Here is a 25,222-nt window from a genome sequence, read left to right as displayed (position 1 = left end):
AACATTATGGAATGTGGAGTAGAGCCGAGGAACATCAACTCATACCAAATTGATTTGTGGATACGACAGATTCTTGCTCCCTAAATCCCCCATTCTGGGGGACTTTGACTATCATCTGTTGTGTTCTATGTTTAATTTGGTATCACACAGCTTTACAGCAGTCGGAGTTTAATAGTGCATTCGATCGTTAATTAGTTTTTAGCAAGTTAAATTATGATTCAATTCACCACGCATTTCTAAGCATTCCGTTTGAGCAATGGTCTGAGACGTGTTGCAGAATTCAAACAGTCTTAGAACACCACTACCTGCCACCGTTGACGGTTGACTTAGGCTATATCAAAGGGTAAATCCGATGACAATTGTTAAAAATTAACTCAGAAACTTGATGGTGACTGTCTAATTAACTAAAGTGAAGTTAACGATTCTATGAGCGATTTTGGAGATATGTAAAGTTGTACTGGATACGATAACAAGTAATATTGTTCTCAATATTAGTTTAACCCGATCGCCTCAGGATCATTGCTTCGCGCTTCACCTACAAAAGTGACCTGTGAGATAAGGATTAAATGCTATGAAACATCGAGAAGGAACTCTTGCCGGGTGGCAGGGGGTGAATCTCTATTATCAAAGTTGGCATCCTGACGAACCGAGTCAGGCAGTTGTAACGTTAGTTCATGGATTGGGTGGACACAGTAATGTGTTTCAGACTGCGGTGGAGTATTTACTCCCTCAAGGCTATGAAGTCTATGCTTTCGATTTACGTGGGCATGGACGATCGGCGGAACAACGAGGACATATCAATGCCTGGGCGGAGTTTCGAGAAGACTTACGCATCTTTCTGCGCTTTGTGCGATCGCAGCGTACAAGTTGTCCGCTCATTCTATGGGGACATAGCTTAGGGGGAACGATCGTGCTGGATTATGTCCTGCGCTCTCCCGACGAAATTCAAGGCTTGATTGTGACGGCTCCTGCATTGAGCAAAGTCAGCGTTTCTCGCACGAAGCTCGCGATCGGGCGATTGATGTCGCGATTTGTGCCGAGATTTAGCTTACGGCTTGGGATTCACCACTATGTTGGATCACGCAATCCAAAAGTCGTCGAAGCTTATCGACAAGACCCGTTGCGGCATGAGTATGGCAGCGCTCGACTTGCAACCGAGTATTTCTCAACGGTTCGCTGGATTTATCGTCATGCGTCTGAATTGAAAATTCCGCTGTTGATTCTGCATGGAAGTAGCGATCGGGTCACTTTGCCTGAAGGCAGTCGTCTCTTTTTCCAAGAGGTGATTTTTCCAGATAAAGAACATCGGGAATATCCGGGGAGTTATCACGATCTATTCGTGGATACGGACTATGAACTGGTGTTTTTAGATCTCGAAAACTGGTTGAAGCGGCATTTGATTGGGGCAAAGACCTGTCAGCCGTTTTTAACTGAAGCTTAAGCGTGATTCACTGATGGAGGAGAAGAATTGTTTTCTTCTTGGAGACGATGATTGATGCTGAGAAACTTAATCCAGAAACCGCTCTGTTAGGACATACTTTACCATCATTGTTATCAGATGCCTGCAATCTGCGCCCGAATGCAACTGCCTTAAATCAATGGACAGATGCAGGATGGCGATCGCTCTCGAATCGAGCTTTTCAGATGCAGGCGGAATCTTTAGCGCTGGGCTTGCTCGATCTCGGATTGGAGCGGGACGATCGAGTGGCGTTGTTAATGTCGAGTGATGTGAACTTTGCGATCGCAGATATGGCATGTGCGATCGCCGGATTGATTGATGTCCCGATTGATCTGACTCAAACCCCGGAAACGATTGTTTTAATTTTGAAACAAAGCGGCTCAAAGGCGTTGATCGTTTCAAATCTAGATTTGCTTCAGCAGGTGCTACCTTACCTTGATCCGCTGAAATATATTCTTTTAGCTGAAGTTCCCGAAAACTGGCAATCCAATGATCCACAGCGCCTCTACTCGTTTGATCAAATCAGTTGCGTGACGCATTCGATCGATCGAGTCAATGCACTGTATCGATTGCTTTCTCCCCAAGACTTAGCAACGATCGTGTATGTCCCTGGAGCCGATGGAGAATGGCTCGGAGTCATGCTCACGCATGAAAGCCTTGCTGGAAATGCCTTGGCTGCGTTCGCAGCTTTATCGCGGCTGCAATGGGGAACAGCAGAAATTTCTCTTTCATTTCTGCCTCTAACTCATGTGTTCGCTCGATGCCTGATTTATGGTCATTTTTACTATGGACATACAATTTATTTCTCGACTGCCAATCGCGTGTTTAAACATCTGCAAGAAGTCAAGCCGACGATTCTGGCAACTGTTCCTTTATTGCTAGAGCGGCTTTATAGCAAAACGTTGGAACAGTCGGAGAAATTGACTTCTAAGCGGGAACGAATTGCATTTAAGCTGGCATTGCAGCTAGCAAAACGACATCAGCTTGGACAGTCAAGAATTGATCCGCTCTTGCAGAAATTTGTAGCTCGGTTTGGGTTTTCACGGTGGCGATCGCTGTTTGGAAATCGATTAAAGTATGTACTTTGTGGTGGGGCAGCGTTGAAGCCAGAGCTAGCGACCGTGTTTGCGGCAGCGGGCATTGATATCTATCAGGGGTATGGATTGACACAGGCAAGTGCGGTGGTGAGTTGTAATCGCGATCGTGCGAACCGTGCTGGAACAGTCGGGAAAGTGATTCAAGGCGTGGAAGTCGCAATCGCGCCTGATCACGAGATTCTAGTGCGGGGAGCTTATCTGATGCGCGGGTATTATCAAAATCCCAAAGCAACTGAAGCAGCGATCGATCCTGAAGGTTGGCTACATACGGGAGATTTAGGAACGTTGTCAACCGATGGATTTTTGCAAGTGACTGGACAGAAAAAAGCGCTGTTTAAGTTAGCGAATGGAAAGTATGTTGCACCGCATCCGATTCAGGCACGATTAAAACGATCGCCGTTGGTGAAAGATGCGATCGTGGTTGGAGCAGGACAAAAGGTGTGTGGAGTGCTGATTGTTCCAAACATTGAAGCATTGCAGCATCAGAAATTAGTAGGCGATCCAGCAACATTACTTAAGCATCCTTGTGTGCAGCGATTGATGAGCGCGATCGTCGATGAAGCGAACTGTCATCAGCCTTATTGGGCAGCCGTGAAGCGGTTTCGATTAATCAGTGATGCGACGAATTTAACTGAACTGACCAAAGAAATTCGATTGTTGTACAGTGAAGATAAGACTCAAGACGCTTCAGACTTCAATCTTCAAGAGTTAGACTGTCCGATCCTTGCGGTTGAAGCTTGTCCAACCTTTGCTCGATCGCTGAATCCTCGATTTACAACCTCTTAATCGGGAGAATTTTAATCTTATGTTTCAACCATTCCGAACAGTCGCAGTATTAGGCGCAGGTGTGATGGGAAGTCAGATCGCAGCACATCTGGCAAATATTGGATTATCTGTGCATCTTTTAGATATTGCTGCTCCAACTGGAGCGAAAAATGATGTCGTTGAAGGTGCATTTAAGAAGGCATTGAAACTATCGCCACCGATTTTATTTACGGAAAAGACTGCAAGAAAAATTATGCTGGGTAACTTTGATGAGCATTTCGCTCGACTGCGTTCGGTTGATTGGGTCATCGAAGCCGTGATCGAGGATTTGCAGATCAAGCAACAGTTAATGGAACGCTTAGAATCAATTATTCAGCCCGAAACGATCGTTTCGACGAATACCAGTGGAATACCGATTCGCTGGATTGCCAAAGGACGCTCAGAAGCATTTCGCAAGCGATTTTTAGGAACTCACTTCTTTAATCCACCGCGCTATCTAAAACTGCTAGAACTAATTCCAACTCACGACACGGATGCGGCAGTCCTCGATCGCATGAAATGGTTTGCTGAGTTGTACTTAGGAAAAGGCGTGGTGATTGCCAAAGATACACCGAACTTTATTGCGAATCGGATTGGCATCTTTGTCACGCTGTTGGGATTGAAGGCTTGGACTGAGCAGAGTTATTCGATCGAAGAAATCGACACGTTAACCGGAACCCTGATTGGTAGGCCCAAATCAGCCACATTTCGGACAGCAGATTTAGTTGGGCTAGATACCTTAGTTGCTGTTGCCGATCATCTCTACCAAGCTGCACCCAATGATGAGCATCGCGAGATGTTCCGTGTGCCGGATGTGTTGAGAAAAATGGTTGCAACTGGGACACTAGGCGCGAAAAGTGGACAGGGATTTTATAAAAAGCAGCGGGGACAGATTTTATCGATCAATCCAAAGACGTTTGCTTATGAACCTGCTCAGCCTTTGAATTTGGGTGAATTGGATCAGATTGCAATGTTACCTTTGCACGATCGCATCCGCAGGCTTTATACCAGTCCAGGACGCGCTGGGGACTTCTTCCGACAAAGCACATTAGAGATGCTGAACTATGGCGCACATCGGATTCCTGAGATTGCTGATGATCCGCATGAAGTCGATCGAGCTATGCGCTGGGGTTTTGGTTGGGAGATCGGGCTGTTTGAACTTTGGGATTTGCTTGGATTTGAACCGGTGTTAGCAGATATGCAAGCTGCACAGATGACGATGCCTGATTGGGTTAAACACTCTTTTTATCCAAACGTTGTGATTGAGGAGAAACAACCCGTTTGGCAGAATGCGGAAGCTGCTTTGTTAGACATGGGCGATCGAGTGCTATTGTACGAATTTCGATCGAAAGGAAATACACTAAGCAACAAAGTGCTCGAAGGCTTTGCAGTGGCGCTATCAATGCTAGAGACTACTGACTACAAAGGATTGGTGATCGGGAACAATAGCGATCATTTCTCAGGCGGGGCAAATCTCGTAGAGATGGCAACGATCGCACAAACCGGAAACTGGAGCGCGATCGAGACTTTAATCTCAGGGTTTCAAGCATTGCTTCAGCGAATTCACTACTCGCCGAAGCCGATCGTGGCAGCAATTCAGGGGCGCGTGTTAGGAGGTGGATGTGAGTTAGTGATGGCTTGCCCGAAAGTCGTTGCTGCGGCTGAAACCTACATTGGACTGGTAGAAGTTGGAGTGGGATTGATTCCGGGGGCAGGGGGACTGATGCGAATGGTGAGTCGAGCCGCAGAACGGTCTGCAACAGAAACGCCAAGCCAAGTTCTACCTTTTTTGAGAACCGCGTTTGAAACGATCGCTACAGCTAAAGTTTCCACCAGTGCCGCAGAAGCACAAATGCTAGGTTTCTTGCCGTGTGATGCACGAATTTTAATCAATGGAGAACATCGATTAGAAGTTGCAAAAGCAGAAGTCTTACATCTCGATCGTATTGGCTATGTTCCACCTGCTCAGAACTGTTCAATTTTTGTACTTGGACAAGCCGGACGAGCCGCATTAGAACATACGGCTTATGTGTTTGAACAAGCTGGATATGCGAGTGAATACGATCGCTATTTAGCCTCTCGATTAGCGTTTGTGATGACGGGCGGAGAACTAACTGCACCTGCCTTTGTGTCTGAGGATTATCTATTACAACTCGAACGTGAATCATTTGTGCCGCTGCTGCATCAAGCAAAAACTCAGGCACGAATTGCACATTTGCTCAAAACGAAAAAGCCGCTCCGCAATTGAGGAGAACATTATGCAACCTGCTTATATTGTTAGTAGTGTAAGAACTGCGATCGCTAAAGCACCCCGCGGAAAGCTGCGGAACATGCGATCCGATGACTTGGGCGCGATCGTACTCAAAGCCGCACTCGAAAAAGTTCCTGATCTCGATCTCAATCAGATTGAAGATGTGGTTTTTGGGTGTGCCTTTCCCGAAGCAGAACAAGGATTCAATTTAGGGCGAGTGATTGCTCAACGGGCTGGATTACCTGACTCTGTAGCAGGAGCAACCGTAAATCGATTTTGTGCATCGGGACTGCAAGCGATCGCACTGGCACATCAAGCAATTGTGACCGAACAAGCAGCGGTAATGGTTGCGGGTGGTGCAGAGTCGATGAGCTTAATTCCGATGGGCGGGCATGATTTGTTGCCGAATCCAGCTTTAATGTCAGAGCTACCTGAAGTGTATTGCACTATGGGAGCGACAGCAGAAAACGTCAGACAGCAGTATGATGTTTCTCGCGCCGATCAAGATGCGTTTGCACTGCGATCGCATCAACGCGCCATTCAAGCGACCCAAGCAGGGCGATTTCACGATGAGTTAATTCCGGTTCCCATTCGCGAAACGATTTACCAGGATGGTAAGCCTGAAGTTGTAGAAAGTATTCTGCAAACCGATGAAGGACCGAGACCAGATACGAGTCCAGAAGCACTCTCAAAGTTACCTGCGGTGTTTCGAGCTGGAGGAACAGTCACAGCCGGAAACTCTTCTCAAACTTCAGATGGTGCAGCAGCGACGATTTTAGTCAGTGAAGCGAAGCTAAAAGAATTCAAGCTTCAGCCTTTAGGACGAATGTTAGGATTTGCTGTTGCAGGTGTTCCGCCTGAAGTCATGGGCATGGGTCCGGTCGTAGCAATTCCCAAGGTTTTACAGCAAGTCGGACTGGGATTAGAAGACATCGGATTGATTGAGTTAAACGAAGCGTTTGCTGCACAATCCTTAGCCGTGATTCGCAAGTTAGGGCTGAACGAGGAGATTGTGAATGTGAATGGAGGTGCGATCGCATTAGGACATCCTTTGGGATGTACGGGAGCGAGGGTGACAGCAACCTTACTACATGAGATGAAACGCCGAGGTGTTCGTTACGGATTGGCTTCGATGTGTGTCGGTGGTGGAATGGGCGCGGCGGCAGTATTTGAAAGTTTGTAGCGCCTCTGATTCGGAGAATAAACTATGCTTCTCTTACAATTTGCACTCCTGATTGTCTTGCTACTGACGCTCGGATTTATCGGTGTGCCGCTTTGGGTGTGGTTAGGATATGGCGCGATCGCGCTTTTCATCTTCAATGCATCACTCTGGCTCTCGGGCATTTATGCTGCGATCGGGCTAATTCTAGCAGTGCCTCAAATTCGGCGACGAGTGCTAACAACACCAATCATGAAAGTAATGCGTGTCCCTAAAATTTCGGACACGGAACGTGCCGCGATCGAGGCTGGAACCGTCTGGATTGAAAGAGAATTCTTTTCAGGTGCGCCGGATTTTGAACGCATGAATCAGGCTATCTACCCCGAAGTCACACCCGAATTGCAGACATTTTTGGATACGCAGGTTGAGCAAGTTTGCCGAATGGCGACAGATTGGGACATTCATCAGCGCAAGGATTTACCTGTAGCAGTGTGGGACTATCTCAAGCAGGAGCGATTCTTTGGCATGATGATCCCGATCGAATATGGCGGCTTGGGATTCTCGAACTTTGCCTATAGCAGTGTGATGGCAAAACTTGCTTCTCGATCGTTTATCTATACTGCGACGGTTGGTGTTACGAACTCTCTCGGCCCCGCTAAGCTATTGCTAAATTATGGAACTTCAGACCAAAAAGATTACTACCTCCCTCGACTCGCAGAGGGTGACGAAATTCCTTGTTTTGCTTTAACCGAACCCACTGCTGGATCAGATGCCGCCAGTATCACCGCTAAAGGCATTGTATTTCGAGGAGATGAGGGTCAATTGTGGGTGCGATTGAACTTCCGCAAGCGCTATATTACCTTGGGCACGATCGCAACTTTAATCGGACTCGCCTTTAAGCTATATGATCCAGACAATCTACTCGGCAAAGGTGAAGAGGTAGGAATTACCTGCATTCTGATTCCAGCGAATACAGAGGGCATGATTCTAGGAAAACGACACGATCCGATGGGAGTTCCGTTCTACAATTCCCCGGTTGAGGGTCGAGATGTGATTGTTTCAATTGATCAAATCATTGGAGGTGTAGAGCAAGCTGGACAAGGTTGGAAGATGCTCATGCAAACCCTAGCGGCAGGGCGAGGCATTAGCTTTCCGGCAAGCTGTACGGGAGTTGCGAAGTTAGTTGCTCGTGTCACAGGTGATTATGCCAAAGTCAGACAGCAATTTGGTCGATCGATTGGTCAATTTGAAGGCATCGAAGAACCGCTCGCGAGAATTGGCGGACTGACTTATCTACTAGACGCGACTCGAATCTATACAGCGGGTGCGGTTGATGCGGGTGAAAAGCCAGCAGTTGTTTCTGCGATCGCGAAGTATCAATTCACCGAAATCACGCGCAAATTAGTCAACGACGGCATGGACATTCTTGGCGGCTCAGGTATTTGTCGCGGGTCAAGAAATCTCCTAGCAAACTTCTACATTGCGATGCCGATTCCGATCACGGTCGAAGGCTCGAACATTCTCACGCGCACCTTGATGATCTTTGGACAAGGTGTGATCCGCTGTCATCCTTATCTCTATGCGGAAGTGATAGCAATTGAAGCGGGAGATACGATCGCATTTGATCAAGTCTTGTGGAAACACATCGGTTCGATCGTTCGGAATAAAGCTCGATCAATTCTACTCAGTTTATCTCGTGGCTATCTTGCTCTAGTACCCGGAACCAAATTCACAAAGCGCTACTATCAAAAGCTGGCTTGGTCTTCTGCTATGTTTGCGTTTCTCACTGATCTTTTGTTAATCGGTTTGGGGGGTTCGCTCAAACGCCATGAGAAACTGACCGGAAGGCTGGCGGATTGGCTATCGTGGATGTATCTTAGCATGGCAGCATTAAGACGATTTGCAGCCGAAGGAGAGCAGCCAGCAGATTTGATCTTTGTACAATGGGCAATGAACTATAGCTTTGCTCAAATGCAACAAGCTTTAGAAGGGATTCTAGCGAACTTGCCAATTCCGACGATCGCCCGATCAATCCTCCTGAGCTTTGTTAGAATCAATCCGCTCAGCACAATTCCGACTGATACACTAGGAAGTCAAGTTGCACAAGCACTACAAACGACTGGAGAAAATCGTGACCGCCTCACGACTGGCATTTACATTCCCACGCATCCTGATGAAGCATTAGGACGATTAGAGCAAGCATTTCAGCGTTGTGAGCAGGCTGAAGCCGTGATCAACAAGGTCAAGCAAGCCAGCCGCTCAGGACAGTTACCCCAAGAAAAAGGAGAAACATTATTCGAGACAGCGCTGAAAATCGGAGTGATAACGCAAGTAGAAGCAGACTTAATGCGATCGGCAGAATCTGCACGATTCGATGCCATTCAGGTCGATGCTTTTACCCTGCCGGAATATCAGGGAAATGGCGCAGCATTCGCAAGCGGTTTCTCTTCGCACGTGAAGATCACAGATTCCGCTAAACTTTCACTCACGTAAAGCTGCCGTCTAGCTCCTAAGGCGTTTAGGTTTTACCCAGGCTACATAGCCCAAAATCAAAAGTCCAATTGCAGAAGCAGGTCCCACAAACAAATGAAGTACTTGCTGACTGGTCGCAATCAAAGCAACGCCAAATCCTAGGGCAAACACATTGGAGAAGAGTAGAAACAAAAAGACCCGCCAATCTCGCATCACTACGTACCAGTTATAAACAAAGATGATTGTAGGAATGAGCGAAATGAGTAGCATGAGACTTTTGCTGTCGTTCACCCCATAGCTCAAAGGTACAGCAATCAGGCTAGCAATGAGTAGGACATCCAGGAGCCGAGATTTTCTCAGTCCCAGTGCAATCAGACATATTCCTGCTGTAGTAAATGTGTAGAACAGGTGGTTAAGCGGAGAAATGTGGCTTTTGTAGAGCCAGTCATCGTCAATGTGTTCAGCAATTTCGTAGGACGTAGAGATCGCAAAGCAGGCAAACCCGCAGTAGATGAGCGGTAGTGATCTCAACTTAACGACGGTTCTATAAAATTCGCTGCGTCGAGAAAAGATCCAAATATTGATGGCAGCCACCAAATAGATAAGAAAATGCGCCGCAATGATGGCAACTTTCAAAGCTATGGACATGGATTAACCTCCTAACCTCGCGAAATTCTCCCAAAAATGCACATAATAAAGCCCCAACTAGAGATATTTACAAAAGGCTTCTGATAATCAGTGTGAAGAACAGTGATGTTCTGAGTTAGTACAGCTAAAGCAGAGGAGATGCAAAGCTATCCATCATTGTAAAGGACTTTTAGGTAAAGGACTTTTAGGAACCGCAAGATTAATTTATGCCCTTCATTGAAGTTGGTATGACACTATCGTTGCCCGGAGTGATCACGCAAGCAGAAGCAGACTTAATGCGATCGGCAGAATCTGCGCGATTCAATGGTATTTAGGTCGATGCTTTTACACTGCCGGAATATCAAGGAAATGGTGCAGCATTCGCAAGCGATTTCTTGCCTATTTACAAATCGCTGGTGTAGCTGTTCTCGGTATCGTTTTGCACTGAGTGCATGTTGCTACCGCTAACGGTTTTTAGACTCAATTCTACCGATCGACAACAATAGCTCTGCCCAATTACAGACCAAGCTGCTAAATCAAGTGCGTTAGGCTTTACAAAAGTTTATACAACGCCTTTCATTTTATGAATCCGAATTTGTTAGAAGCAACGCATGAGTACTGGCACAAACTGAATGAACTCGAAGCCGCTTACCAACGAGGGGAAGTCCCGATTGAAGAAGTCGATGCCAAAGTTAAAGGATTGATGGCGGAGTTGGGGCAATCGCGACGAGCAGCGTTCAGCCATTTTTTCAGCGGAGTTCGTCGGCTGTGGGATGAGCAGCGAGAGACGATCGTGGGCGTTTTGGGATTGGGCGTTTTGACTTACGGGTGGATTGTTGCGCGCTAAAAGGCTGGCGATCGCAAATAGCAGACTTCTGACACCAGATTTCTGACATAAGGGGGATGAAGAAAGTGAGCCTAGTTGCGAATGATTAAACGGCTACCGTTTGAATCCACCTCCCAGGCTCTTTGCTGAATGACCAACTCAAATCAATACGTTCGCTACTCCCACGATGTAGAAGTCAAGCAATCGGATGAAGATAAACTCATCCGCCAAATTATGAACTCCGTTGCTCGGCAAGGACAAAAGGTGTTCGACAAACATCGTCATGCCATGCGCGGTGCTCATGCGAAAAGTCATGGCGGACTGAAGGGGGAACTGCAAATTTACGACAACTTACCCCCTCATCTTGCTCAAGGGTTGTTCCGTGAACCCCGCACTTATCCGGTGATGATTCGCTTCTCAAGTGTTCCGGGTGATATTCTACCGGATAGTCTTTCGACCTTTCGGGGCATGGCAATTAAGGTGATTGGTGTAGAAGAACCGAAGCTTCTTGCTACTGAACCCGATGCTGTGACTCAAGATTTTCTGATGCTCAGCAGTCCGGTTTTTCCGTCAGGAAATCTTGCTCGCTTTCTCCCTGAACAGTTGCTTCAGGAAAAGGTAGTGGTCAGTGCTCCAGAGGAGGCGCAACAACTGCTAGGACTGACTGCCCGAACCGTGAATGCAGTCACTCAGAAAGTAGGCATCAACCTTTATCCGACTGCATTGGGGATTACGCAACCTGAAACTCATATTTTAGGAGAGACGTACTATACCTCTGCTGCCCTGCGCTATGGAGACTACGTTGCTAAGTTAAGCGCAGTTCCCCTCTCTGCAAGTCTCCAGATGCTGATCGACAAAAGAATTGAGATGCAGAGTGCTTCTACTCTGCGCGATTTGATTGTGGAGTTCTTTCGAGAACAGTCGGCTGAGTATGAGTTGCGTGTCCAGCTTTGCACTAATTTGAAGACCATGCCGATCGAAGATACTTCGGTGCAGTGGTCAGAGCAGGACAGTCCTTATCAAGCGATCGCTAAAATCACGATTGGGATGCAGGAAGCTTATAGTCCAGCCCGTCAGGTGTATGTAGATGAAGTGCTGTCTTTCAGCCCCTGGCATACCATTGCCGAGCATCAACCGCTAGGAGCAATTCAGCGCCTTCGCAGGGAGGTTTATGAGGCTTCAAGTCGTTACCGACATGAGATGAACCAACAGCCAAAGGGAGAGCCACGTAGTATTGAGGAGATGCCCGATTAGAAAGGATGCCTTCGAGGGATTACTTTGATTGGCGATCGCACCTGGACTTTCCTGTAACAACAATCCTGCAAACTCCGACGACCTTGAAAAGAACACATTCAAAGCTCAAGCAGCAGTTATCGTTGGCTGGATGGGATGAGTAATGGATTAGGTGTTCAGCTTGTATCAGACACGGCACATGGTGCATTTTGGCAACTAGAACAAATTCAGGGTGGGCACCGCATCAGATCCTTGAACAACAATTTCCGCAACAACAATTTTCGATGGCTTGACGGCGCAAGCAATGGTAAGGAGGGCTGGGGTACAATGTAGAGACTCCCATCCCTTCTCGTATGAGTGAAACTGTTTACATCGAAACCAGTATCTTAGGCTACCTCACCGCCCGACCAAGCAGGGATCTTGTCGTGGCTGCCAATATTGAGGTAACGAGAGAGTGGTGGGACACGCGCCGCAGTGATTTTCAACTCTATTCCTCTCAGGCGGTTGTAAAAGAAGCCTCGCAAGGAGATACTGAAATTGCATCTCGACGGCTAGAAATCCTGCGCGATTTTTCGTTGTTAGACCTGAATCAATCTGTACTCGATTTAGCAGAACAATTTTTAGGGCGCGGTAACCTTCCCACAAAAGCTGATGTTGATGCTGTTCATATTGCAGCCGCAACCGTTCACGGCATAGATTACTTGCTGACATGGAATTGCAAACATATTGCCAATGCTCAAATTCAGTGGAAGTTAGCGGCGATTAGCCTTGACTTTGGGTACGAGTTGCCAATTCTTTGCACACCCTATGAACTCCTCGGAGGTTGATCATGTATCAGGATGAGATTGTAGAAGAGATCCACAAAATTCGTGAAGAGTATTCCCGGTCATTCAATCATGACTTGAAAGCAATCTTTGCAGATTTACAAAAGCAGCAAGCCGAAAGCGGTAGAGAGGTTGTCAGTTTGTCGCGAAAGCGCGGTCTAACAACACGTTGGAGCGGACGGGCGAGAGATCTGGGTGGGGATACAAAAGATATTAGCCGCTCAACTTAGCCGTTAATACGATCGCACCCCACCTTTCTAAAAATCCACTTTCCACTGAGTGAGGGTCACTTCGAGAATGAGGTCACTTTGCTCCTAGAGTCAGTGAGGTTCACTTCAGCGGTGAACACAGTTCACCGCTGAAGTGAATTAAGATCGCTTCTGGAAAGAAGGTCGGTTCGCCTCCCGCATCAGTGACGTTCAATACTGGAACTAACTCAGTTCACCCTTGTCCTGAAGTCGGTTTATTGCTGAAGTCAACCTAGTTCACTTCCAACATGAGTCCAGTTCACTGCCGAGGTGAGTGAGAGTGATCTCTAAAATGAGTAGGGTTCATTTCCAATGGGAGTCCGGTTCGCTGCCGAAGTCTTTCTGATCAAGGTCGCACCAAACCCTCGCCCTTTGTAAACCCTGCAATCTGCTAAGCAATGTTCTCTTCACGATCGCACCTGGGCAAGCTGAAAGCAGTCTCGCAATCAACTTCTACAGTATGTCCACGAGAAAAAGCACCAATGGTACAAGTAATGGCAATGGGTCTGGGGTTCCTGCGAAGTTGCGCTCTGCGCTAACCACATCCACCCCAGTCACCTTTCTATCTGAAACCTCTCTGTCTGCTGACGTAAGTTCCTTGAGTCAAATCAACCGCGATGAAATTCTGCAACTGCTCACACTCCTGCGAGACAAGTTACCCCCCTTGCGCGATCTCACCGCAGAAGAACGTCGATCGCTCTCCGGCATGGGCGACAAAAACCGCAGCTTTGCGGGCAAAGTCCTAGAAGTGATTCTGCAAGACCCGGACTTCTTGCCCCGCTCCTTTGATGTGAATCAGTATCAACGCGATTTGGCAACCTTCGATGATCTCTCAACGATCGCGCTTGCCCTCACCCGATTGCTCGATCTGGTCAACGCGACTGCGACCGCAATCGGTTCAGAAGTCTACGATGATGCCCTGTCTGCCTATCGCTATGCCAAAGCCAGTGGTCAAGGGGCAAGCCTAGAAGCCATGATGACCGAGATGAAGCAACGGTTTGCCCAACAAGGCAAGAAGAAAGACAAAGAAGCTGAAAAACCAAAAGTCAAAGAGTGAGCGCGAACATCCAGAGCACCGCGATCGCACACTTACATTATTTGGAGGAGCCAGAAACTGATCCCTGGCTCCTTTTTGTTGGAACTGCGATTACCCGAAGGGGAACTTGCTTCGCAAACGCGATAGATCATACTCAAAGTCCTTCAGAATGGGGGATTTAGGGGGCGAGAATCTGTCTCATCCACAAATCAATCTGGTATCAAATTGTGGGATGTACCCATGCCAAGCTAATTCATCTTTTCATTCAGTAACGCCGCAAAATTAGATAGGAATGGCGATCGTCATCCCAGCGCGGCGCAATCGTTCTGCTAAAACATTTCCTAGACCTGTCGCTGGCGTGAGAATGCCTCCTCTCGACAAACCGCCAGGTAACTCATCGATCTGAAGCGCCAGACTCAAAGCAGCTTCACATACGAATTTGACAGTCGCTCGATTGCCAGGGTCGCCCTGATCGCGAATGGTGCCCCGCACTTTGCGCCCATCAGATGCAGTGCCGACTAATTCACAAGAAAACCATCCCTCGTTCATCGTTTGCTCAGAGGGCCCACTTCCCGGCTGAGGCAAAATCGGTTGGATCAACGATCGTAGAGCAGATTGCTGCACTGCTCCCATCAATAACGCAAACCCTGTCGTCAAACCAACTGCTTTCAGCCCTGCGAGGGGTTCGTCCAGTTTGAGATACTCTTGATAAGCGAAATCGGCACCATAAGGTTCTTGCCACTCCTCAAGCAAAGCGCAACTCCGACGAACAATGCGGGTGTTGACAGGTGCCATAAAGAAGGGAGCAATCCAAGTGTTGAGATCTGGATCAAAAGAGGGAAGTTGTGGGTCACGATTGCGCTCGATCTGAGGTTGAGTCTGATTTTGAGATGGATTCAGCAAGAAGGGTTCATTCATCTGTGTTAGCCTTCGTGAATCATAGAGGTTGAACGCAGACGCTAGTGTGCCTCCATTGAAGCCTCCAAACGCCTGAAAGTAAGCGTTCACCTGCTGACAGGGCAGATGCAATACCTGTTGGATGTAGCGAACAATCAAGTAAGTGCCCAAATCGGATGGGACAGAATCAAAGCCACAGCAGGGAATAATGCGGGTGCCATCGAGTGCGGCTTGAGCATGGTAGCGATCTATGAGCGTTCTCACCCAAGGCGTTTCTCCGGTAATGTCAACATAGTGCGTTTTGAGTCGCACACACGCATCCACCAGGGCATTCCCGTAGAGTGCAAAGGGGCCAGCCGTGGTAAGAACGACCCGTGTTTGAGATGCGATCGCATCAATTGCCTGCTGATCTTGACTGTCAGCAATTAGCACATCCACAGTTACGCCGATTTCATCTCGAACTGCTTCTAACTTTTGACGATTTCGCCCTGCGATCGCCCAGCGTACCGATTCAGAAGTGGCATACCTGGCAAAATATTGCACGGTCTGTTTGCCAACAAATCCACTTGCACCATACAGAACAACATCATAGGAACGTTCAGACATCGCAAAAACCCTCAGCAGCAGGACTTCAAATTATAAAGGTGGCGCTAGATCAGGCAGCGACTCAAGAAACGAGAGCGGTCGACTCATCTGCTTCGCAAACCCCAGAATTGCCTGATCTCGATGTTCATAAAGCAACTGACCCTGAGTATCAAACAAAAACGTTGCACCGCGCTGCGTGAGATATGCCGAGTTAGGGACATAAGTTTTCCAATGGCTCAGCACTTCTGTCATATTTCGCAGTCGCAAAGTAGCGAGTTCAAACGGACGCTGGAAACCGCTACCCCCCGCCCATCGAAAGGTAGAGCCTTTAAGCGGTGGAAGCGGTGGCGCTTTGACAGTCTCTTCATCTGCGATCAATTGTGGGGCTTGTCGATCGCCTCGATAGCCTCGAAAGACTTCCGCTAGGGTTCCAGGGCTACCTATGCCAGCACACATCAGCCATAGATTGAGCCAAGCGTTTTGTGATGGAGAGAGCCAGGAAAGCTTGAGCGATAATCCAGGGGATAGCTCAAGTTGCTGATGTAGTTCCGCCGTCGGATCGACAAAGAGGCAATCGGGAGAAAAACCTGTATACGCACAGAACTTCTCGCCGGATTTGAGATCACCGATTCCAACAGCGCGAACCACGATTCCGGCTGTTTGGAGTAATTGCGCCCCTCGCTGGATCCACCAAGCGTATTCGAGGCTGTCGAAATCCCCCAGTTGTGACCAGAGCAACACAAGTGTTCGAGGAGTGGAATCACATCCCTCTAGGATCGGAACAGTAGCTCCATCACTGATGCGTTGGCGTTTGGTTTGGCTCAAGCGATCGTATAAGTCCATAGTGAGCAAATAACAGTGCGTTAAGTCGTCAGAGAAACCTCTTCACTCGCCTAATCTTGGCACTTAGGCAACCAGGGAGACTTTTTTAATCGGTAGATCGGCAAGTGGAACTTTAATTGCTTCTGAAAAAATTGCCTACTGATCCAGCATCATCGACGGTTCTGCATCTCCTCGCTCCCATTAACGTAACGATGGTCGGACTCATGAGCAGTATTATCGCCTGTCTCACCCAGTTCGGTCTTCCTCTTTCTGTTAATTCCGCCTCCTTGCCCAGCGGAATTTAGAGCAGTCGCTAGAATTCTTGACTAGAATTCTTGAGATAAGGGAAGGTGAGAGATTGTCAACCTACGATCGTGCTAAGGCAGTTCGCTGAAGAATTTGATCCAGCCCAATATGTAGATATAGCAATCCTAAATGAATTATAAATGCGGCTTTGTCGCTCCGTTTCAGTATGCTTCTGCCCCCTAAATCCCCCATTCTGGGGGACTTTGAAACTCAACGCCTCTTGCTCAAAGTCCCTCACTCGTGGGGGATTTAGGGGGCGCGATCAACTACGCATCTCACAAATGACTTAGGATTGCTATGTATAGTAAATCGGTAAGTTCTAATGCAGGCGAAGCCTCTATATCGCTGCGTTGAGAGGAAATAAAGATGGCTGTGATCGACAAACTTGAAATCAGGATTGCGGATATTACTAAACTCGAAGTTGATGCGATCGTGAATGCTGCAAATAGCTCTCTTTTAGGCGGCGGTGGCGTTGATGGAGCGATTCACCGCGCCGCAGGTTCACAATTGGTTAAAGAATGTCGGATGCTGAAAGGCTGTCAAACTGGGCAAGCTAAGATCACCAAAGGCTATCAACTGCCTGCAAAGTTTGTGATTCATGCAGTCGGCCCTGTTTGGCAAGATGGCAGAAAGGGTGAACCAGAACTCCTAGCCTCTTGCTATCGTGAAAGCCTGAAATTGGCAATTCAACATGAAGTGAGAACGATCGCATTTCCGGCGATTAGTTGTGGCGTTTATGGCTATCCGATTGAGCAAGCTTGTGAGATTGCACTCCGAGAAACAATCAGCTTTCTGCATGAGAATGACGCGATCGAGAAAGTAGTTTTCGCTTGCTTCAGCTCCGAAGTCTACAGCGCGTATCAAACTGCTTTGACTACGATCGAGTAACTGGTCTATCTTTTCAAAGCACTTGTCAGAAACATCACAATTAAAGCAGAAAGAGCCAGAGAACTAGCTCGATTGCAGATCCGCCAATAGGAGGTTTATTCGCTCTGCTACATCTGCTTTACCTTCTGCTGGAGCATCGCGCAGAAAAACATCAATAATAAACCAGCGACATAAGAGCGGATCGACCGACACAAGATGTAGCATCACCTGATTGAGAACTTCGGTGAGTAGTGCATCCGGCAGACGACGCAGTTCATTGCGAATTACGATCGCTTCTTCCAGGTTTTGGCTCTGACCCACTTTCAGCACAGCTTTGACGACAGAATCGACTAAGCGATTGAAATCTTCGGCGTTGGGTTCTTGGTTGAGCGACTGACCTTTCAAAAGCTGATTCCTTTCTTCGTTAAATTAGCAGGATCTAGGCTATCAATTTAGCGAAATGCTAAGCGAGACGCTACACTCCTCCCTGAGAAAACTTTAACTGATAGCAGGAAGTTATCCTCTATCTAAGGATAGAGAACAAGATAGAAAGCAGCAAAAACTACCTCTATTGGTAGAGGTCATATATAGACATGGAAGATGGATAATGAGTTCGGAATACGTCTCTGGTATCGAATTGAGGCAGAGAAAATTCTGATTTTGGCTTAAACTACCTGCCTACCTTGCCATGACAACCGCACCTCTCACCAGCGAACCGGATAATCTTGACCTTCAGCAGCTTCTCAGAACGCTGGTTGAAGTGAAAAAGGGCAACTTCTCCGTCCGAATGCCGATCGACCAAACCGGAATTGCAGGGAAAATTGCCGATACGCTCAATGACATCATCGAGATGAATGAGCAAATGGCAACCGAGCTAGAACACATCAGCACCGTGGTTGGCAAAGAAGGCAAAATTAGCGAACGTGCTGCGATCGAGAATGCGCGGGGAGCATGGAAGGCATCGATCGGCTCTGTGAATACGCTGATCACAGACTTAGTGCAGCCTATGACCGAGACGACGCGGGTGATTCGGGCGGTAGCAACCGGAAATTTGACTCAAACGATCGCGACTGAGATTGAGGGCAGACCCTTACAAGGGGAATTTCTGCAAACGGCTCAAATCGTCAACACCATGGTCGATCAGCTTAATTCCTTTGCTTCGGAAGTAACGCGGGTGGCGCGGGAAGTGGGAACCGAAGGAATGTTGGGGGTGCAAGCAGATGTGCCCGGAGTCGCGGGTACATGGAAGGATTTGACCGATAGCGTGAACTCGATGGCGGGCAATCTCACGGCTCAAGTACGGAATATTGCAGAAGTGACGACTGCGGTGGCAAATGGCGACCTATCCAAAAAGATTACGGTCGATGTCAAAGGTGAAATCCTAGAGTTGAAAAACACGATCAATACGATGGTGGATCAGCTTAATTCCTTTGCTTCGGAAGTGACGCGGGTGGCGCGAGAAGTGGGAACCGAAGGAAAGTTGGGCGTGCAAGCAGATGTCCGAGGGGTTGCTGGGACGTGGAAGGATTTGACCGATAGCGTGAACTCGATGGCGGGCAATCTCACGGCTCAAGTGCGGAATATTGCTGAAGTGACGACTGCGGTGGCAAATGGCGACCTATCGAAGAAAATTACGGTCGATGTCAAAGGTGAAATTCTAGAGTTGAAAAACACCGTTAATACAATGGTGGATCAGCTTAATTCTTTCGCTTCGGAAGTAACGCGGGTGGCGCGCGAAGTAGGAGCAGAAGGAAAGCTTGGCGGTCAAGCGCAGGTCAAGGGAGTTGCCGGAACTTGGAAGGATCTCACTGATAGCGTGAACTTTATGGCGGGGAGTTTAACCGCGCAAGTGAGAAACATCGCAGAAGTGACGACTGCGGTGGCAAATGGCGACCTATCGAAGAAAATCACGGTCGATGTCAAAGGCGAAATTCTTGAACTGAAGAATACCATCAACATCATGGTGGATCAGCTCAATTCTTTTGCTTCGGAAGTGACGCGGGTAGCGCGGGAAGTGGGAACTGAAGGGAAGTTAGGGGTGCAAGCTCAAGTGCGTGGCGTTGCCGGAACCTGGAAGGATCTCACTGATAGTGTGAACTTCATGGCAGGTAATTTGACCGCACAGGTAAGGAACATTGCTGAAGTAACCACAGCCGTTGCAAATGGAGATCTGTCCAAGAAAATCACGGTCGATGTCAAAGGCGAAATTCTCGAACTTAAGAACACGATCAACACAATGGTGGATCAGCTTAGTTCATTTGCCTCAGAAGTAACGCGGGTGGCGCGGGAAGTGGGTTCCGAAGGAAAACTTGGTGTCCAGGCAGATGTACGTGGCGTTGCCGGGACGTGGAAAGATCTCACCGACAGTGTGAACTTCATGGCGGGGAGTTTAACCGCGCAAGTGAGAAATATTGCAGCCGTGACGACTGCGGTTGCAAATGGTGACCTATCGAAGAAAATCACGGTCGATGTCAAAGGTGAAATCCTAGAGTTGAAGAACACCGTTAATACAATGGTGGATCAGCTTAATTCTTTTGCTTCAGAAGTCACCCGCGTGGCGCGGGAAGTGGGATCAGAAGGAAAACTAGGCGTACAAGCAGAAGTCAAGGGCGTTGCAGGGACGTGGAAGGATCTCACCGATAGCGTGAACTTTATGGCGGGGAGTTTAACCGCGCAAGTGAGAAACATCGCTGAAGTGACCACTGCGGTTGCAAATGGCGACCTATCGAAGAAAATTACGGTCGATGTCAAAGGTGAAATCCTAGAGTTGAAAAACACGATCAATACGATGGTGGATCAACTTAACTCGTTTGCTTCGGAAGTGACACGAGTGGCGCGAGAAGTGGGAACCGAAGGAAAGTTGGGCGTGCAAGCCTATGTCCGAGGGGTGGGTGGCACCTGGAAGGATTTGACCGATAACGTCAATTTGATGGCGGGCAATCTCACAGCACAGGTACGGAACATTGCAGAAGTGGCAACTGCGATCGCGAATGGCGATCTATCCAAAAAGATCACTGTCGATGTCAAAGGTGAAATCCTCGATCTGAAAAACACCATCAACACAATGGTCGATCAGTTGAGTTCCTTTGCCTCGGAAGTGACACGGGTCGCCCGTGAAGTAGGGACTGAAGGGAAGTTAGGCGGTCAAGCGCAAGTCGTTGGAGTCGCTGGAACCTGGAAGGATTTGACCGATAACGTGAACTCGATGGCAAGCAATCTCACAGCTCAAGTGCGAGGCATTGCAAGAGTGGTCACTGCGGTTGCTAACGGAAACTTGAAACTCAAGTTAATGCTCGATGCCAAAGGTGAAATCGAAACGTTAGCCGACACGATCAACGAAATGATTGATACGTTGGCAACGTTTGCAGAACAAGTGACCACCGTAGCGCGAGAAGTAGGAAGCGAAGGCAAACTGGGAGGACAAGCGAAAGTTCCGGGGGCATCGGGGACGTGGCGCGATTTGACCGACAACGTGAATGAACTCGCAGCCAATTTGACAACGCAAGTAAGAGCGATCGCTGAAGTCGCAACGGCGGTTACGAAGGGAGATTTAACGCGATCGATTTCCGTTGAAGCAAAAGGAGAAGTCGCGGTTCTCAAAGACAACATCAACCAGATGATCGCTAACCTGCGCGAAACGACGCAAAAGAACACTGAACAAGACTGGCTCAAAACCAACTTGGCGAAGTTCACTCGAATGCTGCAAGGTCAGCGCGATCTGGAGACGGTCTCCAAACTGATTCTGTCGGAGTTGGCTCCCTTGGTTTCGGCGCAACACGGGGTCTTTTATCTGATGGAAGCGAGCGAAAATCATGCGCCTTATCTCAAGCTACTCAGCACCTATGCTTATCGAGAACGCAAGCACTTAGGCAACCGCTTCCAACTGGGAGAAGGACTCATCGGACAATGTGCGTTAGAAAAAGAGCGCATTTTGCTCACCGAAGTCCCGCCCGAATACATCAAAATTAGTTCGGGGTTGGGCGAAGCGTCTCCATTCAACGCAGTTGCGCTACCTGTGTTATTTGAAGGGCAGGTGACGGCTGTGATCGAGCTTGCCTCGTTCTCTCGGTTTAGCGATATTCACTTGACCTTCTTCGACCAGTTAACTGAGAGTATTGCGATCGTACTCAATACGATCGCGGCTAGTATGCGAACCGAGGAACTCCTCAAACAGTCGCAATCTTTGGCAGAAGAACTCCAAAGCCAACAGAAAGAACTCACAGAAACCAATCAACGATTAGAACAACAAGCACAATCGCTGAAAGCTTCTGAAGAACTCCTCAAGAATCAACAGGAGCAACTCCAACAAACCAATGAAGAACTCCAGGAAAAAGCAGAACTGTTAGCGGTACAAAACCGAGAAGTTGAGCGCAAAAATCAAGAGATTGAGCAGGCGCGTCGATCGTTGGAAGAAAAAGCCGAACAGCTCGCCCTGAGTTCTAAATACAAGTCTGAGTTTCTGGCGAATATGTCACACGAGTTGCGAACGCCGCTCAACAGTCTATTAATTCTTGCCCGTCTCTTTGCCGATAACACTGAGGGCAATCTAACGGATAAGCAAATCGAGTATGCCCGAACCATTCATTCTTCTGGAAACGATTTGCTGGGGCTAATTAATGACATTCTGGATCTAGCGAAAATCGAATCGGGAACAATGTCGCTCGATCCAGAACCAATGACATTTACTGACCTGCGTAACCATCTCGATCGCACCTTCCGGCAAGTTGCCCAAGATCGCAGTCTTGATTTCCAGATGCACTTTGATCCGCAGTTGCCACGCAGTTTGTACACCGATGCGAAACGGCTGCAGCAAGTGCTGAAAAACTTGCTCTCGAATGCCTTCAAGTTTACTGAACAAGGTCAAGTGAGCTTCAGAGTAAGTCTTGCATCTGGGGGCTGGAGTTTTGATCAAGACACCCTGAATCGTGCCGATCGTGTGATTGCCTTTGCCGTTTCTGACACTGGAATTGGCATCGCTCCGAACAAACAACAGGTGATTTTTGAAGCATTTCAGCAGGCAGATGGGACGACCAGCCGCAAGTACGGCGGTACAGGCTTAGGCTTATCGATCAGTCGGGAAATTGCTCGATTGTTAGGTGGCGAAATTCGATTGCAAAGCGAACTAGGGCGGGGGAGTACTTTTACGCTATATCTACCCCAAAGTGATAGCGGACGTTGGGATTCATCCAGGTCTGAGTCAGCGCTCTCCGCTTCCCAACCTTCGGTAGCTCGGTCTACGGCAATGCGATCAGCCTCCGAAGCTCCAACCCCTATCAGCAATCAGTCAGAAACAGCGATTACGGTGTTTGAGCGTGCGATCGAAGATGACCGAGACAGCATTCAGCCGGAAGACCTGACCCTGCTGATTATCGAAGACGATGTGAATTTTGCTCGAATTCTACTGGATTTAGCACGGCAGCAAGGCTTCAAAGGCATCGTTGCAACACGCGGCAATGTTGGTCTAGAACTAGCACAACAGTTCAAACCTACGGCAATCATGCTCGACATTCGCCTGCCCGTTCTGGATGGATGGATGGTGTTAGATCGGCTGAAGCACCACAATGACACTCGCCATATTCCCGTTCACATCATGTCCGTTGAGGAGGGCTTACAACGGAGCTTACGGCAGGGTGCGATCGCTTACCTGCAAAAGCCAGTGAACAGTGAATCTCTACTCAATGCTTTGGCAAGCATCAAAGAATTCGTCGAGCGACCAATGAAGAGTTTGCTCGTTGTGGAAGATGATGACGTGCAACGTCGAAGCATTGTCGAGTTGATTGGCAGTACGGATGTAGTCAGTACGGCTGTAGCAACTGGGGCAGAAGCGCTAGAAATGCTGCGATCGCAACGCTTTGACTGTCTTGTTCTAGATCTAGGGTTGCCCGATATGGATGGATTTGCCTTCCTTGAGCAAGGCAAGCAAGAACAGAGCCTCGCCCATTTACCCATTATCATTTACACCGGAAAAGAGCTTACTGCTCAAGAAGAACGAGAACTGCGGCGCATTTCAGACACAATTATTCTCAAGGATGTGCGATCGCCAGAACGCTTGCTTGATGAAACTGCCTTGTTCCTGCATCGCGTGCAAGCGAACTTACCGGAAATGCAGCGACAGATGCTAGAGCGATCTCAGCAACAGGATACTACACTTGCAGGCAAGAAAATTCTCATCGTGGATGATGATATTCGGAATATCTTTGCCTTGACGAGTGTACTAGAGCGTTATCAGATGGCAATTCTCTACGCAGGAAATGGTCGAGAAGGCATTACGATGCTGCAAGAGCATCCAGATGTTGATTTAGTGTTGATGGATGTGATGATGCCGGAAATGGATGGCTATGAAACAACACGAGCGATTCGACAGGTCAACCAGTTTCGAGACTTGCCGATCATTGCGCTGACTGCAAAAGCGATGCGGGGCGATCGAGAAAAATGTATGGAAGCCGGAGCATCAGACTACATCACTAAGCCTGTCGAAACTGATCAACTCCTCTCCGTACTTCGAGTTTGGCTTCAGCGCTAGTTCTATTCTTTCCGTGAAACTTCCCTATGTCTCCTGCACTCATACACTAGGAAAAACAAAGACAGACAATAAAAATAACTAAAGCGATCGCTTGTCCTGTTCTCATAATGGTTTTTCCTATTCGGGTTGTTCTTTTCGAGCAGGACAGGTAGGGGTTAGGGGTTGATCGATCGACCAAATCGGCAATTGATTAACCTGCTCTATAAAAAACCAACGACCCTACTACAGTGGCAAGCAAAAATGGCACACACTCAAAGCTCAAGTCGTCGTAGACTATCTCAGTGAACTGATTGTCTGTACTGCGTTTGGCAAAGGGCGACAGCATGATTTCCGTTCATTGCAGCACCCAGCAATCGCAACGAGGCGCCCCTGTTGAAGACCGCCCTGCCACAAGTCACCCGCATCGCTCAGCAGGTCGGACTCGACCTGAACCAGATGATCGTCAGCTTGGATAGCGTTTACGATAGCCGAGCCAACCGCAAAGCCATTTTCAATCGCGGCAGGGTTCCGAATATTCCTGCAAATCCGCGCAGCAGAAAAATTCCGAAGCGGGCACGCAAACCGATTTTCGACCCAGCCATCTTTCAGGAGCGCTTTCGCACCATTGAGCGCATCTTTGCTTGGGAGGATAAGTTCAAGCGCTTACTGCTACGTTTTGAACAGAGACCCAGAATGGTCATGCCTTGAAATCAGAAATATGGGCAAAAGTAGCAGGAAGCCGATCCCAATCGATCGTTCTGTTCCTGTGAAAGCTCAATCTGACCTTGCGATTCAATCTCTCCTGTTAACTTTTATGCAAAATCCGCAACCAGTTGAAGGACAAGTGAAAGGAGTTCACAAAGAGGACAGTGTGTCTCAAGCGAGATTCATCGAAGAAATCTTTGGAGTGAGCGCTTAAGAAGTGAGCGCTTAAGATAACGTGAGTTCGACGCAAATTCTTGACTACGTTTAGATCTGCGCGTTGCCCCCTAAATCCCCCACGGGTGGGGGATTTAGGGGGCAGGATCGAGCCTAAACGCAGCGAGGAAATCCGTCGAGCTGACGTTAAGATAATACGATTGGTACAGTTCGTTACAGAGATGATATTAAGCGCATGAATTCAAAGCCCCCCTTTCGAGAACTCGGACGGAAATCCCAAAAGCACAAACTCAAGTCTGGAATTAAACAACGATTCAACGGAGCCTGT

18 protein-coding genes and 1 pseudogene are annotated in these 25,222 nt (G+C 48.1%); 15 read left to right on the top strand and 4 right to left on the bottom strand.

The annotated features are described in order from the left end of the window. The first annotated feature begins 571 nt into the window (after positions 1–571). The 5 genes from NC981_RS22810 to NC981_RS22790 are packed head-to-tail and all read left to right on the top strand — an operon-like array spanning position 572 to position 9,263. Complete coding sequence (locus tag NC981_RS22810) at positions 572–1,441, top strand: lysophospholipase (RefSeq protein WP_348244994.1); 870 nt, start codon at positions 572–574, stop codon at positions 1,439–1,441. A 47-nt stretch (positions 1,442–1,488) separates the two neighbouring features. Then, complete coding sequence (locus NC981_RS22805; RefSeq protein WP_348245015.1) at positions 1,489–3,342, top strand: AMP-binding protein; 1,854 nt, start codon at positions 1,489–1,491, stop codon at positions 3,340–3,342. 19 nt (positions 3,343–3,361) lie between these two features. Continuing rightward, entirely contained in the window at positions 3,362–5,608 is a 2,247-nt protein-coding gene (locus tag NC981_RS22800; protein WP_348244993.1) for a 3-hydroxyacyl-CoA dehydrogenase/enoyl-CoA hydratase family protein, read from the top strand. A 10-nt stretch (positions 5,609–5,618) separates the two neighbouring features. After that, complete coding sequence (locus tag NC981_RS22795) at positions 5,619–6,794, top strand: acetyl-CoA C-acyltransferase (protein WP_348244992.1); 1,176 nt, start codon at positions 5,619–5,621, stop codon at positions 6,792–6,794. A 24-nt stretch (positions 6,795–6,818) separates the two neighbouring features. After that, complete coding sequence (locus tag NC981_RS22790) at positions 6,819–9,263, top strand: acyl-CoA dehydrogenase (protein WP_348244991.1); 2,445 nt, start codon at positions 6,819–6,821, stop codon at positions 9,261–9,263. Between the two features lie 9 nt (positions 9,264–9,272). On the opposite strand, the gene NC981_RS22785 is transcribed toward NC981_RS22790, so the two are convergent. Next, positions 9,273–9,890 (bottom strand): hypothetical protein, encoded by a 618-nt coding sequence (locus NC981_RS22785; RefSeq protein ID WP_348244990.1) that lies wholly within the window; start codon positions 9,888–9,890, stop codon positions 9,273–9,275. A gap of 562 nt (positions 9,891–10,452) precedes the next feature. On the opposite strand from NC981_RS22785, the gene NC981_RS22780 reads away from it, so the two are divergent. The 5 genes from NC981_RS22780 (at position 10,453) to NC981_RS22760 (ending at position 14,057) form a co-directional block, all read left to right on the top strand. Continuing rightward, positions 10,453–10,716: a hypothetical protein gene (locus NC981_RS22780; RefSeq protein WP_348244989.1), complete on the top strand. Its 264-nt coding sequence runs from the start codon at positions 10,453–10,455 to the stop codon at positions 10,714–10,716. Positions 10,717–10,845: 129 nt separating this feature from the next. Next, on the top strand, positions 10,846–11,949 hold the full coding sequence (locus NC981_RS22775; RefSeq protein ID WP_348244988.1) for a catalase family protein: 1,104 nt from the start codon (positions 10,846–10,848) through the stop codon (positions 11,947–11,949). 332 nt (positions 11,950–12,281) lie between these two features. Continuing rightward, entirely contained in the window at positions 12,282–12,755 is a 474-nt protein-coding gene (locus NC981_RS22770) for a type II toxin-antitoxin system VapC family toxin (RefSeq protein ID WP_348244987.1), read from the top strand. A 2-nt stretch (positions 12,756–12,757) separates the two neighbouring features. Next, on the top strand, positions 12,758–12,982 hold the full coding sequence (locus NC981_RS22765; protein WP_348244986.1) for a hypothetical protein: 225 nt from the start codon (positions 12,758–12,760) through the stop codon (positions 12,980–12,982). Positions 12,983–13,460: 478 nt separating this feature from the next. Next, positions 13,461–14,057 carry a hypothetical protein gene (locus NC981_RS22760; RefSeq protein WP_348244985.1) on the top strand — a complete coding sequence of 199 codons (597 nt, stop codon included), beginning with the start codon at positions 13,461–13,463 and terminating at the stop codon, positions 14,055–14,057. 261 nt (positions 14,058–14,318) lie between these two features. Here NC981_RS22760 and NC981_RS22755 read toward each other — a convergent pair whose 3' ends face one another. Together NC981_RS22755 and NC981_RS22750 are read right to left on the bottom strand one after the other, a co-directional pair. Continuing rightward, a complete protein-coding gene (locus NC981_RS22755; protein ID WP_348244984.1) occupies positions 14,319–15,539 on the bottom strand; it encodes a saccharopine dehydrogenase NADP-binding domain-containing protein in 1,221 nt (406 codons plus the stop codon). A gap of 30 nt (positions 15,540–15,569) precedes the next feature. Then, on the bottom strand, positions 15,570–16,361 hold the full coding sequence (locus tag NC981_RS22750; RefSeq protein WP_348244983.1) for a peroxiredoxin-like family protein: 792 nt from the start codon (positions 16,359–16,361) through the stop codon (positions 15,570–15,572). Positions 16,362–17,012: 651 nt separating this feature from the next. Here NC981_RS22750 and NC981_RS22745 point away from each other — a divergent pair. Continuing rightward, the gene (locus NC981_RS22745; protein ID WP_348244982.1) at positions 17,013–17,534 is read left to right on the top strand and encodes an O-acetyl-ADP-ribose deacetylase; all 522 of its coding nucleotides are present in this window, start codon (positions 17,013–17,015) and stop codon (positions 17,532–17,534) included. Between the two features lie 63 nt (positions 17,535–17,597). Here NC981_RS22745 and NC981_RS22740 read toward each other — a convergent pair whose 3' ends face one another. Continuing rightward, positions 17,598–17,918: a hypothetical protein gene (locus tag NC981_RS22740; protein ID WP_348244981.1), complete on the bottom strand. Its 321-nt coding sequence runs from the start codon at positions 17,916–17,918 to the stop codon at positions 17,598–17,600. 283 nt (positions 17,919–18,201) lie between these two features. On the opposite strand from NC981_RS22740, the gene NC981_RS22735 reads away from it, so the two are divergent. The 4 genes and pseudogenes from NC981_RS22735 (at position 18,202) to NC981_RS22720 (ending at position 24,934) form a co-directional block, all read left to right on the top strand. Continuing rightward, positions 18,202–24,036 carry a HAMP domain-containing protein gene (locus NC981_RS22735; protein WP_348244980.1) on the top strand — a complete coding sequence of 1,945 codons (5,835 nt, stop codon included), beginning with the start codon at positions 18,202–18,204 and terminating at the stop codon, positions 24,034–24,036. Between the two features lie 211 nt (positions 24,037–24,247). After that, positions 24,248–24,370, top strand: a pseudogene (locus tag NC981_RS22730) (IS5/IS1182 family transposase); the annotation flags it as partial. Between the two features lie 38 nt (positions 24,371–24,408). Further along, a complete protein-coding gene (locus NC981_RS22725) occupies positions 24,409–24,723 on the top strand; it encodes a hypothetical protein (protein ID WP_348244979.1) in 315 nt (104 codons plus the stop codon). 58 nt (positions 24,724–24,781) lie between these two features. Next, a complete protein-coding gene (locus NC981_RS22720) occupies positions 24,782–24,934 on the top strand; it encodes a hypothetical protein (protein WP_348244978.1) in 153 nt (50 codons plus the stop codon). Positions 24,935–25,222 lie beyond the last annotated feature (288 nt).

Origin of the sequence: Leptolyngbya sp. DQ-M1 (genome assembly GCF_039962505.1) — a bacterium.
GTDB lineage: Bacteria > Cyanobacteriota > Cyanobacteriia > Leptolyngbyales > Leptolyngbyaceae > Leptolyngbya.
The sequence above is the reverse complement of the archived record's forward strand: the minus strand, read 5'-3'. Positions and strand labels throughout refer to the sequence as shown.

Excerpts from the sequence above, each read along its gene's own strand:
- NC981_RS22765 (WP_348244986.1), top strand. The coding sequence starts at position 12,758 with ATGTATCAGGATGAGATTGTAGAAGAGATCCACAAAATTCGTGAAGAG.
- NC981_RS22805 (WP_348245015.1), top strand. The coding sequence starts at position 1,489 with ATGATTGATGCTGAGAAACTTAATCCAGAAACCGCTCTGTTAGGACAT.
- NC981_RS22745 (WP_348244982.1), top strand. The coding sequence starts at position 17,013 with ATGGCTGTGATCGACAAACTTGAAATCAGGATTGCGGATATTACTAAA.
- NC981_RS22735 (WP_348244980.1), top strand. The coding sequence starts at position 18,202 with ATGACAACCGCACCTCTCACCAGCGAACCGGATAATCTTGACCTTCAG.
- NC981_RS22755 (WP_348244984.1), bottom strand. The coding sequence starts at position 15,539 with ATGTCTGAACGTTCCTATGATGTTGTTCTGTATGGTGCAAGTGGATTT.
- NC981_RS22810 (WP_348244994.1), top strand. The coding sequence starts at position 572 with ATGAAACATCGAGAAGGAACTCTTGCCGGGTGGCAGGGGGTGAATCTC.
- NC981_RS22785 (WP_348244990.1), bottom strand. The coding sequence starts at position 9,890 with ATGTCCATAGCTTTGAAAGTTGCCATCATTGCGGCGCATTTTCTTATC.
- NC981_RS22760 (WP_348244985.1), top strand. The coding sequence starts at position 13,461 with ATGTCCACGAGAAAAAGCACCAATGGTACAAGTAATGGCAATGGGTCT.
- NC981_RS22795 (WP_348244992.1), top strand. The coding sequence starts at position 5,619 with ATGCAACCTGCTTATATTGTTAGTAGTGTAAGAACTGCGATCGCTAAA.
- NC981_RS22750 (WP_348244983.1), bottom strand. The coding sequence starts at position 16,361 with ATGGACTTATACGATCGCTTGAGCCAAACCAAACGCCAACGCATCAGT.
- NC981_RS22780 (WP_348244989.1), top strand. The coding sequence starts at position 10,453 with ATGAATCCGAATTTGTTAGAAGCAACGCATGAGTACTGGCACAAACTG.
- NC981_RS22770 (WP_348244987.1), top strand. The coding sequence starts at position 12,282 with ATGAGTGAAACTGTTTACATCGAAACCAGTATCTTAGGCTACCTCACC.
- NC981_RS22775 (WP_348244988.1), top strand. The coding sequence starts at position 10,846 with ATGACCAACTCAAATCAATACGTTCGCTACTCCCACGATGTAGAAGTC.
- NC981_RS22790 (WP_348244991.1), top strand. The coding sequence starts at position 6,819 with ATGCTTCTCTTACAATTTGCACTCCTGATTGTCTTGCTACTGACGCTC.
- NC981_RS22800 (WP_348244993.1), top strand. The coding sequence starts at position 3,362 with ATGTTTCAACCATTCCGAACAGTCGCAGTATTAGGCGCAGGTGTGATG.